This window comes from Mycobacterium sp. 852002-51613_SCH5001154, assembly GCF_001667425.1.
Lineage (GTDB): Bacteria > Actinomycetota > Actinomycetes > Mycobacteriales > Mycobacteriaceae > Mycobacterium.
In genome coordinates this window covers 96,223-113,900 of record NZ_LZII01000049.1, presented here as the reverse complement: position 1 = coordinate 113,900, position 17,678 = coordinate 96,223, and the positions used below count along the sequence as shown (strand labels likewise).

At 67.2% G+C, this 17,678-nt stretch carries 15 protein-coding genes and 1 pseudogene; 14 read left to right on the top strand and 2 right to left on the bottom strand.

Going from position 1 to position 17,678, the window contains the following annotated elements; all coding sequences use genetic code 11:
- From A5750_RS13005 to A5750_RS12955, 11 genes and pseudogenes are all read left to right on the top strand, one after another.
- A pseudogene (locus A5750_RS13005) lies at nt 1-96 on the top strand (type VII secretion protein EsxI); the annotation flags it as partial.
- Between the two features lie 87 nt (nt 97-183).
- The gene (locus tag A5750_RS13000) at nt 184-1,086 is read left to right on the top strand and encodes an ESX secretion-associated protein EspG (RefSeq protein WP_055405688.1); all 903 of its coding nucleotides are present in this window, start codon (nt 184-186) and stop codon (nt 1,084-1,086) included.
- A 264-nt stretch (nt 1,087-1,350) separates the two neighbouring features.
- Complete coding sequence (gene eccD / locus A5750_RS12995) at nt 1,351-2,862, top strand: type VII secretion integral membrane protein EccD (RefSeq protein WP_066954063.1); 1,512 nt, start codon at nt 1,351-1,353, stop codon at nt 2,860-2,862.
- Complete coding sequence (locus A5750_RS12990) at nt 2,840-4,675, top strand: type VII secretion-associated serine protease mycosin (protein WP_066954066.1); 1,836 nt, start codon at nt 2,840-2,842, stop codon at nt 4,673-4,675. The genes eccD and A5750_RS12990 overlap by 23 nt, the downstream gene beginning before the upstream one ends.
- A 19-nt stretch (nt 4,676-4,694) precedes the next feature.
- On the top strand, nt 4,695-5,891 hold the full coding sequence (gene eccE / locus A5750_RS12985; RefSeq protein ID WP_066954069.1) for a type VII secretion protein EccE: 1,197 nt from the start codon (nt 4,695-4,697) through the stop codon (nt 5,889-5,891).
- Nucleotides 5,888-7,720, top strand: coding sequence for a type VII secretion AAA-ATPase EccA (gene eccA / locus A5750_RS12980; protein ID WP_066954072.1), 1,833 nt, complete (start codon nt 5,888-5,890; stop codon nt 7,718-7,720). The genes eccE and eccA overlap by 4 nt, the downstream gene beginning before the upstream one ends.
- A gap of 1,260 nt (nt 7,721-8,980) precedes the next feature.
- On the top strand, nt 8,981-10,234 hold the full coding sequence (locus A5750_RS12975) for a PPE family protein (protein ID WP_067263322.1): 1,254 nt from the start codon (nt 8,981-8,983) through the stop codon (nt 10,232-10,234).
- Between the two features lie 72 nt (nt 10,235-10,306).
- Nucleotides 10,307-11,725: a PPE family protein gene (locus A5750_RS12970; protein ID WP_066954078.1), complete on the top strand. Its 1,419-nt coding sequence runs from the start codon at nt 10,307-10,309 to the stop codon at nt 11,723-11,725.
- Nucleotides 11,726-11,774: 49 nt separating this feature from the next.
- Entirely contained in the window at nt 11,775-12,098 is a 324-nt protein-coding gene (locus A5750_RS12965; RefSeq protein ID WP_066954081.1) for a DUF732 domain-containing protein, read from the top strand.
- A gap of 99 nt (nt 12,099-12,197) precedes the next feature.
- A complete protein-coding gene (locus A5750_RS12960; protein ID WP_066954084.1) occupies nt 12,198-12,518 on the top strand; it encodes a DUF732 domain-containing protein in 321 nt (106 codons plus the stop codon).
- A gap of 147 nt (nt 12,519-12,665) precedes the next feature.
- Nucleotides 12,666-13,379, top strand: a complete 714-nt coding sequence (locus A5750_RS12955) for an MgtC/SapB family protein (RefSeq protein WP_066954682.1) — start codon at nt 12,666-12,668, stop codon at nt 13,377-13,379.
- Here the strand turns inward: A5750_RS12955 and A5750_RS12950 are convergent.
- Nucleotides 13,376-14,572, bottom strand: a complete 1,197-nt coding sequence (locus tag A5750_RS12950) for an NAD(P)/FAD-dependent oxidoreductase (protein WP_067263319.1) — start codon at nt 14,570-14,572, stop codon at nt 13,376-13,378. The genes A5750_RS12955 and A5750_RS12950 overlap by 4 nt on opposite strands.
- A 92-nt stretch (nt 14,573-14,664) precedes the next feature.
- Between A5750_RS12950 and A5750_RS12945 the strand changes: the two genes are divergently transcribed.
- Together A5750_RS12945 and A5750_RS12940 are read left to right on the top strand one after the other, a co-directional pair.
- Nucleotides 14,665-15,597 (top strand): sterol desaturase family protein, encoded by a 933-nt coding sequence (locus A5750_RS12945; protein WP_067263315.1) that lies wholly within the window; start codon nt 14,665-14,667, stop codon nt 15,595-15,597.
- A gap of 94 nt (nt 15,598-15,691) precedes the next feature.
- A complete protein-coding gene (locus tag A5750_RS12940) occupies nt 15,692-16,375 on the top strand; it encodes a hypothetical protein (protein ID WP_066954094.1) in 684 nt (227 codons plus the stop codon).
- Between the two features lie 5 nt (nt 16,376-16,380).
- Here A5750_RS12940 and A5750_RS12935 read toward each other — a convergent pair whose 3' ends face one another.
- On the bottom strand, nt 16,381-16,836 hold the full coding sequence (locus A5750_RS12935; RefSeq protein ID WP_067263312.1) for a nitroreductase/quinone reductase family protein: 456 nt from the start codon (nt 16,834-16,836) through the stop codon (nt 16,381-16,383).
- Nucleotides 16,837-16,949: 113 nt separating this feature from the next.
- Between A5750_RS12935 and A5750_RS12930 the strand changes: the two genes are divergently transcribed.
- Nucleotides 16,950-17,633, top strand: a complete 684-nt coding sequence (locus A5750_RS12930; protein ID WP_066954104.1) for a TetR/AcrR family transcriptional regulator — start codon at nt 16,950-16,952, stop codon at nt 17,631-17,633.
- Nucleotides 17,634-17,678: the final 45 nt, after the last annotated feature.

Below are 17,678 nucleotides of genomic sequence, written 5' to 3'. Positions count from 1 at the left end.
ATCTACGAGCAGGCCAACGCCCACGGGCAGAAGGTGCAGAGCGCCGGCAGCAACATGGCCAGCACCGACAGCGCCGTTGGGTCCAGCTGGGCCTAACCCCAACTTCAGGCGCGGCAGCACACCGACCTGTGGTGTGCTGCCGCGTCCTGCGGTTACCGTGCACTTTGAACCCTTGAGGTATTGATGGATCAGCAGACCGCCCGCACCGACATCACCGTTAACGTCGACGGTTTCTGGATGCTCCAGGCTCTCCTGGACATCCGGCACGTCGCCCCGGAATTGCGGTGCCGGCCATTTGTTTCTACCGACTCGAGCGACTGGCTCAACGAGCATCCCGGCATGGCGGTGATGCGCGAGCAGGGCATCGTCGAAAACGACCAGGTGAACGAACATGTGGCCGCTCGAATGAGGGTGCTGGCCGCGCCGGACCTCGAGGTCATCGCCCTGCTGTCGCGGGGCAAGCTGCTCTACGGCGTGGTCGACGACGAGAATCAGCCACCCGGGTCGCGCGACATCCCAGACAACGAGTTCCGGGTGGTGCTGGCCCGTCGCGGCCAGCACTGGGTGTCCGCGGTGCGTGTTGGCGGCGACATCACCGTCGATGACGTGGCGATCGCGGACAGCGCCTCGATCGCGTCCCTGGTGCTGGACGCGCTGGAGTCGATACACCACGCCGAGCCCGCGGCGATCAATGCGGTCAACGTGCCGCTGGAAGAGATGCTGGAAGCCACCAAGTCGTGGCAGGAGTCCGGCTTCAACGTGTTTTCCGGCGGCGACCTGCGGCGGATGGGCATCAGTGCCGCCACCGTGGCCGCGCTGGGACAGGCCCTTTCCGATCCCGCGGCCGAGGTCGCGGTGTACGCGCGTCAGTACCGGGACGACGCGAAGGGCCCCAGCGCTTCGGTGCTGTCGCTCAAGGACGGTTCCGGCGGCCGCATCGCGCTGTACCAGCAGGCGCGGACGGCCGGGTCGGGGGAGGCCTGGCTGGCCATCTGCCCGGCGACCCCCCAATTGGTGCAGGTGGGCGTCAAGACGGTGCTGGACACCCTTCCCTACGGCGAGTGGAAAACCCACAGCAGGGTCTGACATTCGACGAAACATAAAGTTCACCAATGTCTTTGCACTCAACATGCGGTTGAGAAGCCAACACGGCATACTTCTCTAAGAGATTCAGCAAATCTCAAACCACTGTCACCAAGGTTTTAATCGCGAGGCGGGGTAGATGGAATTCGGATTAGTCGAGCTGCGCTTTCCCGGGGGCCTCGGCGCCCCGGAAAGCCGGCCGGCGCAGACTCCCGCCCGGCTGGCGGCACGGGGTTACACATTCACGACGGTAAGGGGTTCAGGGCGATGACTGCGGTAGTTGAAGCGCTTCAGCCTGACGTTGAGGGAATTTCGCAACCTCGGGCGGTCGTGGTCGGCGTTATGGCCGGGGCGGGCGTACAGATCGGCGTCCTGCTGGACGCCAACGCCCCCGTCTCGGTGATGACCGAGCCGCTGCTGAAGGTGGTGAACAGCCGACTCAGGGAGCTCGGAGAAACCCCGCTGGAGGCCACGGGCCGCGGCAGGTGGGCGCTCTGCCTGGTGGACGGCAGCCCGTTGCGGGCCACCCAGTCCCTGACCGAACAGGACGTTTACGACGGCGACCGGCTGTGGATCCGGTTCATCCAGGACACCGAGCATCGCTCGCAGGTCATCGAGCACATCTCCACCGCGGTCGCGGCAAACCTGAGCAAGCGGTTCGCCGCGATCGATCCGGTGGTTGCGGTGCAGGTCGGTGCGTCGATGGTGGCGGCCGGGGTTACGGCTGCGTCCGGCTTGCTGCTCTGGTACCGCTGGCACCACAACTCCTGGCTGCCGACGGCGTACTCCGCGGTGATCGCCGCGGTGGTGCTGGGCGTCTCCCTGATGCTGCTGATGCGGGCCCGCACCCAGCAGGACCGCCGCATCGCCGACATCATGCTGCTGAGCGGCCTGGCGCCACTCACCGTCGCCGCCGCGGCGGCGCCGCCCGGTGGAGTGGGATCCCCGCACGCGGTGTTGGCCTTCGGCGTGCTCACCATCGCCGCGATGCTCGCCCTGCGTTTCACCGGCCGCCGGTTGGGCCTGTACACCGCGCTCATCACCATCAGCCTGGTCACGGCGATCGCGGCCCTAGCGCGAATGGTTGCGATGACCAGCGCGGTGACGCTGCTGACCAGCGTCGTCCTGGTGTGCGTGCTGATCTATCACACCGCGCCCGCGCTTTCGCGCCGACTGGCCGGCATTCGTCTGCCGGTCTTCCCGTCGGCGACCAGCCGGTGGGTGTTCGAGGCCCGGCCGGACCTGCCGACCACCGTGGTCCGCTCCGACGGTGGCCCCCCGGTCCTCGAGGGACCCGCATCCGTCCGCGACGTCTTGGTGCAGGCCGAACGCGCCCGCTCCTTCCTGACCGGCCTGTTGGTCGGGCTGGGCGTCCTGATGATCGTCTCGCTGGCGGCCTTGTCGGACCCGCACACCGGCCAACGCTGGCTACCGCTGTTGCTCGCCGGCTTCAGCGCCGGGTTCCTGATGCTGCGCGGACGCTCCTACGTCGACCGATGGCAGGCGATCACCCTGGCGGTGACGGCCGTCCTCATCGTGGGCGCCGTGGTGGCGCGGTACGCGCTCGTGTTGCAGTCGCCCTTGGCCGTGTCGATCAGCGCGGCGATCCTGGTCCTGCTGCCGGCGGCCGGCCTCACGTCCGCGGCCGTGGTGCCCAACACCATCTACAGCCCGCTGTTCCGCAAGTTCGTGGAATGGATCGAATACCTCTGCCTGATGCCGATTTTCCCGCTGGCATTGTGGTTGATGAATGTCTATGCAGCAATCCGCTACCGGTAGTAGCAAGGTGTGGCGAGGGCGCGCTTCCGCGGCGGCCCTCGCCGCAATCTTGCTCGCCTCAGGAGCATTGGCCGGGTTACCGCCCGCTTATGCGATTTCGCCGCCGACGATCGATCCCGGCGCGGTGCCGCCCGACGGTCCGCCCGGCCCGTCGGCGCCGATGAAGCAGAATTCATACTGCACCGAGGTAGGCGTGCTGCCCGGCACAGATTTCCGGTTGCAACCCAAGTACATGGACATGCTGAACCTGCAGGAGGCATGGCAGTTCGGCCGCGGCGCCGGCATCAAGGTGGCCGTCATCGACACCGGTGTGAGCCCCCACCCTCGGTTTCCGCGCCTGATCCCCGGCGGTGACTACGTCATGGGCGGCGACGGGCTGTCGGACTGCGACGCCCACGGCACGATCGTGGCCTCGATGATCGGCGCCGCGCCGGCCAACGGCGCTGGAGTGCCACCGGCCGCGCCGCGACGGCCGGTCACCATCCCCACCACCGAACCGCCACCGAAAGCGCCGCCGCCGCAGACGGTGACGTTGTCGCCCTTGCCGCAGACCGTGACGATGGTTCCGCCTTCGCCGACGGAGCAACAGCCGGCTCCGGGACCGTTCGGGCTGCCACCGCCCGCGCCCGCGCCCGCGCCTGCAGGTCCACCGCCGGGACCGCCGCAGGGCGGGCAGGCCCCGGCCGGCAACCACGGCGGCGGCACGGTGACTATACCGAGCTATTCCGGTGGGAGCCGCGTTGTCGGAGTCGACAACTCACGCGGCCCGCGCCCGCTGGATCCGCCGCCCAGCCCGCCACCTCCGCCTCCGGCACCGCCCTCGGCTGGTCCTGACGCGTTCAGCGGTGTCGCCCCGGATGTGGACATCATCGGGATCCGCCAGTCGAGCCAGGCCTTCGGCCTCAAGGACGCCTACACCGGCGACGAAGATCCGCAGACTCGCGCGAAGATCGACGGCGTCCAGACGATGGCCCGGGCAATCGTGCACGCCGCCAACATGGGCGCGCAGATCATCAACATCTCCGATGTGACGTGCATGAGCGCGCGCAACATCGTCGACCAGCGCGCGCTGGGCGCCGCGGTGCGTTATGCGGCGGTCGACAAGAACGCCGTGATCGTGGCCGCGGCCGGCGACACGAGCAAGAAGGACTGCAAGCAGAACCCGGCGCATGATCCGTTGCAGCCCAACGATCCTCGCAACTGGAGCTCCGTCACCACCGTCGTGACGCCGTCCTGGTTCAGCGACTATGTCCTGACGGTGGGCGCTGTCGACGAGGATGGCCGGCCGATGACCCAGGGCAACCAGGGTCAGGCATCGACGAGCGTGGCCGGTCCCTGGGTGGGCATCGCCGCGCCCGGCACCGACGTCATCGGGCTATCCCCCCGGGACGACGGCGTCATCAACGCGATTGACGGGCCGGACAACTCGTTGCTGGTTCCGTCCGGCACCAGCTTCTCGGCCGCGATCGTGTCCGGCGTCGCCGCGCTGGTTCGCGCGAAGTTCCCTCAGCTGTCGGCGTATCAGGTCATCAACCGGCTGACCCGAACCGCCCGCGCGCCGGCGCGCGGCGTGGATAACCAGATTGGGCACGGCATCGTCGACCCGGTGGCGGCACTGACGTGGGACGTACCCGAAGGACCGTTGAAGCCGCCGCAGCAACTTTCGGCGCCGCTGAACATACCGAAGCCCGCCCCACCCCGGGATATGGTGCCAGTGTGGGTGGCCGCCGGGGGCTTGCTCGGGGCGTTACTGATCGGTGGGGGCGTTTTTGGAACGGCGATGCTGATGAAGCGATCGCGGAAGCAGCAATAAGGGCGGAGCAGCAACAGTCATGAAAGCTCAGCGCAGGTTCGGTTTGTCATTGTCGTGGCCGCGGGTCACCGCGGTGCTCCTGGTAGACGTCGCGATCTTGGTGGTGGCCAGCCACTGCCCGGAGTCCTGGCAGGGCACCTACCGCATCGCGTTCTGGGTGGGGGTCGGGCTGGCGGCGTTGATCGCCCTGTTCTCGCTGATCACCTACCACGGCGTGACGGTGACATCGGCATTGGCCACCTGGCTGTGGGATTGGTCGGCCGATCCCGGCACCGCGCTGGGCGCCGGCTGCACGCCGGTGCTCGATTACCAGCGTCGGTTCGGACGCGACAAGGTCGGCGTGCGCGAATACGAGGGCCAGCTGGTCTCGGTCATCGCGGTGAACGGGGGCGACGACGACGCTTCGTCGCGTCACCGGCACCGGACGTCGCCGCCCACCCTGCTGGTGCAAGCAGTGGCAGATGGGTTGCGGCAGTTCGACATTCACCTCGATAACATCGACATCGTGTCGGTGAAGGTGCGCCGCGGTGGCAACGCCGCCGAGTTGTCGAAGCTCGACGACTGGGGCCCCGAGGAGTGGGAGGTGGCGAACGGCGAGCCCTCCTCCTACGTTCGCCGCACCTGGCTGGTGTTGCGGATGAACCCGCAACGCAACATCGCCGCTGTGGCGGTCCGCGATTCGCTGGCTTCGACTTTGGTCGCGGCCACCGAGCGGCTGGCTCAAGATCTCGATGGAATGACCTGTGCCGCAAGGCCGTTGACCGCCGAGGAGATCACCGAGGTCGACCGCGCGGTGCTGGCCGACCTGGAGCCCACCTGGAGCCGGCCCGGCTGGCGCCACCTCAAGCACTTCAACGGCTTCACCACCAGCTTCTGGGTGACGCCCGCCGACATCACCACCGACACGCTCGACGAGCTGTGGCAGGCGGACACCGTCGCCACCGTGCTGACGGTCCGGCTCACCGCTCGCGCGGGCCGGCCGCAGGTGTCGGCCTGGGTGCGCTACCACACCGAGAAGCGGCTGCCCCGGAACGTTTCGTCCGGCCTCAATCGCCTCACCGGGCGTCAGCTGGCCGCGGTCCGCGCCAGCCTCCCAGCCCCCGCGACACATGCCTCGCTGGTCGTGCCGTGCCGTGCCGTGCGTGGCGACGACGAGCTCACGCTGTCGGTCGGTCAGCTGCGAGAGAGCCCGGCGGGCGTGCCTGTGGCGCAATGACGCGGCCCCAATCGACCGCTGAGGGCGCCCGCAATGCGATGGTCGCCGGCTTGCTGGCATCGGGGATATCGGTCAACGGGCTCCAACCCAGTCACAACCCGCAGGTGGCGTCGCAGATGTTCACCACGGCCAGCAACCTGGACCCTGGGATGTGCGACGCGTGGCTGGCGCGGTTGCTCGCGGGGGAGCGAAGCATCGAGGTGCTCGCCGGTGCGTGGGCGTCGATTCGCACGTTCGGATGGGAGACCCGCCGGCTCGGGGTCACCGACTTGCACTTCCGTCCCCAGGTCTCCGACGGCATGTTCCTGCAGCTGGCTGTCACCAGCGTCGAGTCACTGGCGTGCGCTTACGCGGCCGTGCTCGCCGAGGCCAAACGCTACGAGGAGGCGGCGGAACTGCTCGACGGGGTCGAGCCCCGCCAACCATTTGAGCAGGAGCTGGTCGACTACGCGCGGGGCATCCTGTATTTCCGCACCGGGCGGTGGCCGGATGTGCTCAACCAATTCCCGGAGGGCAAGGTCTGGCGTCAGCCCGAACTGAAGGCCGCCGGTGCGGCGATGGCGACGACGGCGCTGGCATCACTCGGCGTCTTCGAGGAGGCGATCCGGCGGGGCCAGGACGCGATTGAAGGAGACCGCGTTCCGGGAGCGGCCAACATCGCCCTCTACACCCAAGGGATGTGCCTGCGGCACCTGGGCCGCGAGGAAGAGGCCGTCGAGCTGTTGCGCCGGGTGTATTCGCGGGATCCGAAGTTCAGCCCGGCGCGCGAAGCGCTGGATAACCCGAACTATCGACTGGTCCTGACCGACCCGGAAACCATTGAGGCGCGCACGGATCCGTGGGACGCGGACAGCGCGCCAACCCGGGAGGAGACGGAGGCCGCTCGCCACGCCGAGGAGGCCGCACGGTACCTGGCCGAGGGTGACGCCGAGCTCAACGCGATGCTGGGCATGGAACGCGCCAAGCGGGAAATCAAGCTCATCAAGGCGACGACGAAGGTGAACCTGGCCCGCGCCAAGATGGGCCTTCCCGTGCCGGTGACCTCACGCCACACACTGCTGCTGGGTCCGCCCGGGACCGGCAAAACCTCGGTGGCGCGGGCCTTCAGCAAACAGTTGTGCGGCTTGACGGTGCTGCGCAAGCCGGTGGTGGTCGAAACCAGCCGCACCAAGCTGCTGGGCCGGTACATGGCCGACGCGGAGAAGAACACCGAGGAGATGCTCGAGGAGGCTCTCGGCGGAGCGGTCTTCTTCGACGAGATGCACACGTTGCACGAGAAGGGCTACCAGCAGGGTGACCCGTACGGCAACGCGATCATCAATACGTTGCTGTTGTACATGGAGAACCATCGCGATGAGCTCGTCGTCTTCGGTGCCGGTTACGCGAAGGCGATGGAGAAGATGCTGGACGTGAATCAGGGTCTGCGGCGGCGGTTTTCGACCGTGATCGAGTTCTTCAGCTATACGCCGGACGAGCTGGTCGCGTTGACCCGATTGATGGGCCAGGAGAACGAGGACGTCATCACCGAGGAAGCGGCGCATTCCCTATTGCCTTCGTACACAAGGTTTTATCTCGACGAGAGTTACTCCGAAGACGGGGACCTGATCCGCGGCATCGATACGCTCGGAAATGCCGGTTTCGTGCGCAACGTGGTCGAGAAGGCCCGCGATCACCGCAGTTTCCGTCTGGACGACGAGGACCTGGATGCGGTGCTGGCCAGCGACGTTACCGAGTTCAGCGAGCGGCAGCTTCTGCGGTTCAAGGAGCTGACCCAAGACGACCTGGCCGAGGGCCTCAGCGCGGCGGTCGCCGAGAACAAGACGACGTAGGTCGCGCGGCGAGTTCGCCTCATCTGGTTCCTGCCGGGCGCCGCGGCTTGGCGTCGAATCAGCCCTCCGCAGGGTCTGCGGCGGTGTCAGGTATTCCGCGGTGAGCAACCGATGCGGCAGCGGTCCGCGATACGAAGTCCATCCGCCGACCCGGCCGGCATGACGATGGCCCTAAGGGCTTCTACAAACTAGTTTTTGAGGATGAGGGCACGTTCAGCAACGTCACAGGCGTCGCAGCGGAGTCTTCAAGACTGGCCGAAACCCGCGGTGACCAGCCAAGCAGGGGCTCCCAGGAAACTGTCAGCAGCTAATCAGCGGCGCGGCAGACTAGTTCATCTACCCTGCGTGTGGGTGAACAGCAGGGGAACGCTATGGCAATTGGTTATCAGTTCGGCGACGTAGACAGGCGGGGAGCCATCGTGCGCGTCCGGGCGGCGTCGGTGGTGACCGAGCGTCGGCCTCGTTCGCCACGTACCGGCGGCGCGCGACTGCCGCGACGGCGCGGACTCGCTGGCCCGCCGGGAGGTGGGTCGCAGCTTCCGGGTGATCCAGCAACGGCCGACGCTCCGCGGGCAATCGTTCTAGACCGCCCGCAGCAACATGGCCAGCACCGACAACGCCGTCGGGTCCGGTTGGGTGTAATTGCGTCCCGACCGGGCTGACACGCTTGCTCTGAACTCGCGGGTTTAATCCACGGCTTACATTGCGCATATGCTCCGTATGCGTTCTTCTGGCGTCGTGCCATATGGCGATAGGAGGGATTCAGCGCTTCCAATCCGTCCTGCATTTGACCGGAAAACAATTTAGCGCGATCGATAATAACGTCGATCCGTAGGGATTTTATTGCCAGAAATGACGGTTTGCGCGTCGCGCTAAACCGCGGTCTAGCTGTGCCGATACCGTCGATTACCTCGATGTATGCAAAATCACACGCGGATAGCCGTGCGCCTGAAGTTCTCACAAGAGCCGATGGCGGTGTGACATTTGCTTTTTACAGTTTGTTACGTGGAGGGAACGCGGGCTGAAATGCGTTACCGTCACAATCCCCTTATATTCATGCGCGGATGGCGGGTCAAGTCGCGCATTCTTCGTGAGGACTTCAGTTCGGGGAGGGAATGGCCTGTTGTTTGAAGTATGTGGAATGAGCTCGTGGCGTCAAAAACGGATCTGATGGATTTCATTAGAACCTTGCCGCGGTTGCGGCAGAGGCAGCAAAGCCGCGCCTACCCTGGCGGCCACTTGAGGGACGGGAGGTAGTCGATGTTGGACTTCGGGGCGCTTCCGCCGGAGATCAACTCGGGGCGGATGTATGTCGGTGCTGGGTCGGGTCCGCTGCTGTCCGCTGCGGCGGCGTGGGACGAATTGGCCGCGGAGCTGCAGGCCACAAGCGCCTCGTACGGCTCGACCATCGAGACGCTGGCGACGGGGCCGTGGACGGGTCCGTCGTCGATAGCAATGGCCGCAGCCGCCGCGCCCTACGTGGCGTGGATGAATGCCACCGGTGCCCAGGCGGAGGAGGCCGGCGCCCAGGCCAAGCTGGCCGCCGGCGCCTACGAGGCGGCGTTCGCGGCCACGGTGCCGCCACCGGTGATCGCGGCCAATCGCGCGCTGCTGGCAACGCTCATCGCCACCAACATCCTCGGCCAGAACACCCCGGCGATCGCCGCCACCGAAGCCCAATACATGGAGATGTGGGCCCAGGACGCCGCCGCAATGTACGGTTACGCGGCGTCATCGGCGACCGCATCCCAACTGACGCCGTTCGCCGAGCCGCCGCGGACCACCAACGAGTCGGCCGGCCCGATGCAGGCGGCCGCGGTCACGCAGTCGGGTGCGCAGTCGAGCTCCAACACCGCCTCTCAGCTGAGCTCGTTGCAACCCCTGCTGAACGCCGGCAACGTGGCGGCAACGAACCCTACGACGGGGACTGGGCTCACCACCGGAATCGGGCAAAACCTCGACTACTGGAACAACATCTGGTCGGTGCTGACGGGCCCGTACTCCCCCCAGTCATGGAGCAGCGTCCCGGGTGGCCCGTTCCTGTCCTTCGGTCAGGCGTACGCCTGGGGCCAGAACGGTCAGAGCGCCGCGGCGTATTTGTCCGGCCCGAAGGCGATCTCCGGGGCACTGGCGCCGCTGACCAGCGGACCCAGCGCTGTGCGGCCCATGCTGAGCTCCGCCGTCGGACCGGTTTCGGGGTCCATGGGCAAAGCGTCCCTGGTCGGCAGCATGTCGGTACCGCAGGGCTGGACGGAGGCGGCGCCGACGATCCGCACTGTCGCCCAGGTGATGCCCACCAACCTGGCCGCCGCCCCGGCCGCTGCGCTGGCCGGCGAAGAGGGCGTCTTCAGCCAAATGGGTCTGTCCAGCCTGCTGGGGCGGGCCGTCGCCGCCAGCGCGACCCACCCCATGAGCGGAAGTGCCGCCGCGGCGGCCAGCTCGCTGGGCGGTGCCGTTGCCGAGGCCGACCCGGCCGCCGCCACCATCATCGTGATCCCGTGCATCGAGGAGTGACCGCCATGAACGCACCGCACGCCAACCCAGCACCGTCCACTCAACCGCCAGCCACCAGGTAAGGGATCACAGATGTTTTACGGAGCCTTTCCGCCGGAGTTCAATTCGGGCCGGATGTATGCCGGTCCGGGACCGGAGTCGTTGGTGGCGGCCGCGACCGCATGGGAGAACCTGGCCGCGGAGTTGCAGTCTGCGGCGTCGGCCTATTCGTCGGTGGTTTCGAGTCTGGCCACCGGGCCATGGGTGGGCCCCTCATCAGTTGCCATGGCCTCGGCAGCCGCGCCCTATGTGACCTGGATGCAGGAGACCGCGATTCAGGCCCAGGAAGCCGCCACTCAGGCCAGCGCGGCGGTAGCCGCGTACGAGGCGGCGTTCGCTGCGCATGTGCCGCCCCCGGTGATCGCGGAGAACCGTGCCCTGTTGGCGCAGCTGATGGCGACCAACCTGTTCGGGCAGAACACAGCCGCAATCGCGGCCACCGAGACCCAGTACAGCGAGATGTGGGCCCAGGACGCAGTGGCGATGGACAGCTACGCCACCTCGTCGGAGGCGGCCTCGAGGTTTACGCCGTTCGCGGAGCCGCCCGCGACCACGAACACTGCCGGCACAACCATGCAGGCGGCCGCACTAAGCCAAAGTGCCGGCACCTCCGCCGGCAATGCGGGGTCAACGGTCAGCGCGGCAGCCAGCTCGCTGACCACGACCGCGACGGCGGGTAACCCGATACTGGCATGGCTCTCGCAGCTCGCGACCCAATACAACACCACCATCACCACCTTCTTGAAAGGCTTCGGCACCACTCCTGGCGGCACCCCGCTGATCACGGCCATGTACAACGCGGTCAAGGTGCCGTTGGGGCTGACCACACAGTTCAACGACGTCGGATTGCTGATCAACTTCCCCGTGTCGCAGTGGCTCAAGTTTGCCCCGCCCGCCGCCTACGGCGCGTTACCGAAGGACGCGCTCGGCGCCGGGCTGGGGGCATTGGGCTTCGGCCGGGGCACGCTCTACGACGCGATCAGCCCGACGGCGGGCTTCGCGCGCGGCACATTGGTCGGCCAGTTGAGCGTTCCGCCCAGCTGGGCCTCGGCCACCCCGGCCATCCGAACCGTTGCCGCCGCCCTGTCGGCGGCGGGGCCCGAGGCGGTGCCCGCGGCGGCGCTGGGCGAGGGCAGCCTGTTCAGTTCGATGGGGATGGCGGGGATGCTGGGCAGCGCCCTCGGTTCCGGGGGGCCCACCGTGGTCGGTGCCGGCGTCCGCAACCGGATGAAGCCCATCAAAGATCTCAAAGACAAGCAATCGCCGGAACAGCTGAAGCGTCTGGTCGCGCAGATTTCGGAGAAACCCGAAACCGTGCAGCACCACAACGTCGACCAGGAGGGCCTCGACGCCCTGCTCGAGCAGCTGGCGAAGAAACCCGGCATTCACGCCGTGCACCTGAAAAAGGGCGACAAGTCCAAAGTCCTGCCCGCCGATGCCCAATTAGGTTAACGGGCAACATGATTCAAGCTCCTGCAGCTATGCGCAAGGAAGGCGAGCAATGAAACGGTTACTGGTTCTACTGGGCGTCCCGGTGATGATCGGCCTGGCCGCACCGGCATACGCCGACCCTCCACCCGTGCCGGACGGCGACGACGGGGCGTTCCTCGCCGCCCTGCATCAGGCCGGCTTCGGCTTCGCAAGTCCGGATGCGGCCGTCGGGGCGGGCCGGGCGGTGTGTTCGTGCCTGAACAACGGGGAATCGGGCTTGGAACTGGTCCATGACGTCAAGATGCACAATCCGGGCATGGACATGGAGATGGCTTCCAACTTCGCCATGATCTCCGCGAAATACTACTGCCCGCACCAGCTCAGCAAGGCCTGATCGGGGCTTGCCAAGGTCGTATTACACTGACCCACAAGCTATTTCGCTAAGCTGAGCCAGTGCTGCAGTCGGTGTCGCGCCATGAGACAATCACCGGTTATGAGGCTGCTGCTGGCGCTGATCGCCGTTCCGGCCGCGATCCTGCTGGCCGCGCCCGCGCAGAGCGAGCCGGATGCGGGCGGCGTCGACGAGGCGGGCTTTCTCGCGTCGCTGCGAAGCGCGGGTATCACCTACAAGACGCCGGAGGCAGCCGTCCAATTCGCCCAAGCGGTGTGCACTGCGATGGGCAATGGCGAGTACGGCCCCCAGATGGTCAACGATTTGAAGGGCCAAAATCCCGGGCTCACTACGGAACACGCCACGTCGTTCCTGGCGATCGCCGCGAAATTCTACTGTCCCCAGCAACTCAACAAGAGCTAGCCTGGCGTCGGCCATAACGGGGAACCGTTTGGCGGCGCACGGGTTTCGCACGCATGGCCGCAACGCATCCGGTTCGACTCGGGGCCACCTGCCGTTCACCTGAGAATGATTAGCTCCGCCGGTGCTGACCCGGGGGAAGGACTGCTGATGGAGACCACGCTGAGCGTCGCCGATTTCGCGCTCCGGCTCGCCGTCGGCGTGGGATGTGGCGCGCTCATCGGCCTGGAGCGGCAATGGCGGGCGCGCCGGGCCGGCCTGCGGACCAACGCGCTGGTCGCCGGCGGCGCGACGTTGTTCGTGCTCTATGCCGCCGCCACCGCGGACACCAGCCCAACCAGGGTCGCGTCGTACGTGGTGTCCGGCATCGGATTCCTCGGCGGTGGCGTGATCCTGCGCGAGGGCGTCAACGTCCGGGGCCTCAACACCGCGGCCACGCTGTGGTGTTCTGCGGCGATCGGCGTCCTGGCGGCGTCAGGGCACCTGGTGTTCGCGCTGATCGGCACCGGGACCGTCATCGGCATTCACGTGTTCGGGCGCCCGCTTGGCCGGCTGATCGACCGCGACAACACCGGAGACGAAGACGAGAGTCTGCGGCCCTACCTGGTGCAGGTGGTCTCCCGTCCGAAACACGAGCAGTACACGCGCGCTCAGATCGTGCAGCACGCGAGCGGCAACGACATCACGCTGCGCGGCATCCATACCGGGCGGTCCGGCGACGACGAGGTCACGTTGACCGCGCACCTGCTCATGGACGGCGACGCCCCGTCCCGGCTGGAGCGGTTGGTGGCGGAGCTGTCGCTGCAGCCGGGAGTTCGCGCCGTTCAGTGGTACGCCGGCGACGAAGCGCAATCGGACCGCTAGGGGCGGGACTGCAGCTCCGGCGCGGCCGCGGCCAGGAGGTCGGCAGGGTTCCCGGTCAGCGGCGGGTAGATGCGCCGAGTGTTGATCGTCCGCTTGGTCGCCTTGGCCCGTTCGCCACTTGACACCAGCAGCCGATCCCACCCTTCGGTGTAAACCGCGCCGGCCGGTCCGAGGTCGAGAACCGTTACATACCAAGGGATTCGGAGAGCCAGCAGCGGCTCGCCGAACAGGTCGCTGATTACGTTGTAGCCGGCGTAGCGTCCCATCGGGCGGCCGTGTTGACACGACATCACCGACAGGTGGTCCCCGTCCATCCGGGCGGCGGCGACGTCGCCCGCGGCAAAAATTGCGGGGACGCCGACTACCCGCAGAAAGTCATCGACGGGCACCCGCCCCAGGCGGTCGCGCGCCACCGGCAAGTGCTCGGTCAGCGAGCTGGCCCGCATGCCGGCACACCACACCACCGTGGCCGCCGCCAGGTGTTCGCCCGAGGTCAGCGACACCCCGCGTTCGCTGATCGCGGCGACGCCCACGCCCGCCCGGGTCTCGACGCCGTTGGCCTCCAGCGCGGCTCCGATGACCGGACGCGCCGAGCTGCCCATGTCGGAGCCGATGCGGCTGCGATCCAGCAGCACCACCCGGGGAGTGACGTCGCTCCCAGCGAACAGCCGGCGCAACCTGTCCGGTAGCTCGCACGCCACTTCGATGCCGGTCAGTCCCGCCCCGACCACGACAACCGTGCCCGCCGCCGCCGTTGGGGAACCGTCGGCGAGCCGAAGCAGGTGGTTCTGCAGCGCAAGGGCACCGTCATAGGTGTCGACGTCGAAGCCGAACTCCCGCAGACCCGGCACGGCGGGTTTTTGGACGTGGCTGCCCGAGGCCAGCACCAACCGGTCGTAGTCATACGTCACGCCACCCGATGTGGCGACGGTGCGGGCGTCGGTGTCGATCGCGGTCACCTCGGTGGCGACGTGTGCCACACCCACGGGGTCGAGCAGGCCGGCGAGCGGAACGCGGCATGGGCGCAGGTCAGCCTCGTAATTGCGCACCCGGATGTCGTGAAAGGGCTGGGTGGCCAACACGGTGATGTCGACAACGCCCGTCGGGATGGCCAGCTCGTCGAGCCGGCGGGCTGCACCGAGCGCCGCCCATAATCCGGCAAAGCCCGAGCCGATCACCACCACAGCGGTCAACTGTCCAAGCCTCCGATCCGTCAGCACAGTGTGGACCGCATGCCGGACCAAGGCGACCCGACTGTCCCGCGGTTCGTCGTAGTCTTATCCCTGTGAGTGCGCTCTCAGATTTCGTGTCCGCGCTGCCCCCGCAGATGCGGGATCCTGTGCTGCTCGCCATTCCCTTCTTCTTGTTGCTGTTGACGCTGGAATGGGCGGCGGCCCGAAAGCTGGAGAGCATCGTCGAAAACGCGCGGCCGGTCTCCGGCGCATACCTCACGCGCGACTCGCTGGCCAGCATCTCGATGGGGCTGGTCTCGGTGGGCACCACCGCCGCCTGGAAGACTCTGGCCCTGTTCGGTTACGCCGCGATCTATGCCTATGTGGCGCCGTGGCACCTCTCGGCCGCCCATTGGTACACCTGGGTCATCGCCATCCTCGGGGTTGACCTGCTGTATTACGCCTATCACCGGATCGCGCACCGGGTGCGGCTGATCTGGGCGACGCACCAGGCCCACCACTCCAGCGAATACTTCAACTTCGCGACCGCGCTGCGCCAGAAGTGGAACAACAGCGGCGAAATCCTGATGTGGGTGCCCCTGCCGCTGCTGGGGATTCCGCCCTGGATGGTGTTCTTCAGTTTCTCGATCAGCCTGATCTACCAGTTCTGGGTGCACACCGAGCGGATCGACAAGCTGCCGCGGGTCTTCGAATTCGTCTTCAACACCCCGTCACATCACCGGGTGCACCACGGGATGGATCAGATCTACCTCGACAAGAACTACGGCGGAATCCTCATCCTCTGGGACCGGCTGTTCGGCAGCTTCCAGGCCGAGTTGTTCCGCCCCCATTACGGCCTGACCAAGCGGGTCGACACGTTCAACATCTGGAAGCTGCAGACCCGGGAATACGTCGCGATCGCCCACGACTGGCGCACCGCGACCCGGCTGCGCGACCGGCTGGGCTATGTCTTCGGCCCGCCGGGCTGGGCCCCACGCACCGCGGACCGCACCGAGGCCGCCATTTCCCTGGCGACATCTCCGTAACACCGGCGGCGGACGGCGCGAAGACTTCTGCGTAACGGAAAGTCACGCCGTAATCTCAAATCGGTCGAGATTTGGCCCGGACGGATCGGAGTTGATGGTGCGTCGCCTGGCAATGCGAGCGTTCACCGCGTCGATCACCGTGGCCGCGTTCGCGCAATGGATGCCGCCCGCCCCGGCCAAGGCCGACCCCGTCATGGTCTATCCGGGCATGGAGATCCGCCAGGACAATCGCGTCTGCACGCTGGGCTACGTCGACCCCAACCTCAAGATCGCGTTCACCGCGGGGCACTGCCGCGGCGGCGCGGGCGTCGTCACAGACCGGGGCGGGGCCGTGATCGGCCGCCTGGCCGCCTTCCGGGACAACACCCCCAGCGGCACGACGGTGGCCACCGACCAGCTGATCACCGACTACGAGGCGATCGTGCTGGACAACGGCGTGATGGCGAATAACGTCCTGCCGGGCGGGCGTCCACTGATCTCGAATCCAGCGGCGGCGCTCGCCCCCGGACAGGCGATCTGCCACTTCGGTGTCAGCACCGGCGAAACCTGCGGGACGGTGGAGAGCGTGAACAACGGCTGGTTCACCATGTCGCACGGGGTGCAGAGCCACAACGGCGATTCGGGCGGCCCGGTGTACCTGCCTTCCAGCGCCGGTCCGGGGCTGCTCGTGGGGATCTTCAACAGCGTGTGGGGGGATTTCCCGGCGGCGGTGTCGTGGCGGGCCACCTCAGAGGAAGTCCGTGAGGACCTCGGTGTGACGCGCGGGGGCGCCCGCTAGGCGATTCAGCGGGCCTCGTCCGCCTCCGCGAGGGCGAACACCGGGATCGTGGGTGCGACGGCGCGGAACTCCTCGTCGGTGCTGTCCGGGGTCAGTCCGGCGACGTAGTCCTTGACCTGCCAGTACCAGCGCTCCAGATATCGCCGCAGCAGTTCCGTTTTGGCCGCGTCGGCCACCTCGCTGACCCTGGCGCGATGCCGGCGCCAGCGCGGGCCGGTCTCGACGACGCCCGCTGCCCGAACGTTGCGGGCCCACTGGGTGTTGCCGCGCGGTGAGACCAGGTAGTCGACCCCGTCAACGGTCAGCAGATTGATGACGACCGCCCGCGTCTTCCCACTTTTGCGCCCGCGCACCCGCAGCGCATGGGTGCCGGCGATGCTGACACCCATCTCGGCAAGCCAGCGGATCACCGCGTTGGCGGCTCGCACGACCCCGCTCGGTTCTTCGTATCGGGTGGACATGTCGCATCCTCTCTCGCCAACCTACCGAGAGCACTGCTCTCTAAGGCGGGGACATTGCCACACTCCTGACCAGAAAGCAAGAGCGGTGATCTCGGTTATGCCAGACTGACCGCGTGGGCAAACGCCAGGAGACCCGGCAGCAGATCGAGGCGCGCATCATCCAGCTCGGTCGCCAGCAGCTGGTCGACCGCGGTGCGGCCGGGTTGTCCGTGCGTGCGATCGCCCGGGACCTGGGCATGGTGTCGTCGGCCGTGTACCGCTACGTGTCCAGCCGCGACGAGCTGCTGACTTTGCTGCTGGTCGACGCCTACTCCGACCTGGCCGACGCCGTCGATCGCGCCCGCGAGGCGGTCGGGGACCTTTGGAGCGACGATGTCATCGCCATTTCCCGGGCAACACGGGCGTGGGCCGTCGCGCACCCGGCCCGCTGGGCCCTGCTGTACGGCAGCCCGGTGCCCGGCTATCACGCACCGCCGGAGCGCACCGTGGCCGTGGGAACCCGGGTGGTGGCGGCCTTCTTCGACGCCGTGGCGTCCGGCATCGCCACCGGCGACATCAGGCTGACCGATACCGTTGCGCCCCAACCGATGTCGTCGGACTTTGAGCGGATTCGCCAGGAGTTCGGGTTTCCCGGCGACGATCAGGTGGTCGCCAAGTGCTTCCTGCTGTGGGCGGGGGTGCTGGGGGCGATCAGTCTCGAGGTGTTCGGGCAATACGGCGCCGATACCCTGACCGACCCCGAGGCGGTGTTCGACGCGCAGCTTCGGCTGCTGGTGGACGTGTTGAGCCAACATTGACGGCCGGGGCCGGCCACCCGCGGAATTAGAACACGTTCACCCAGC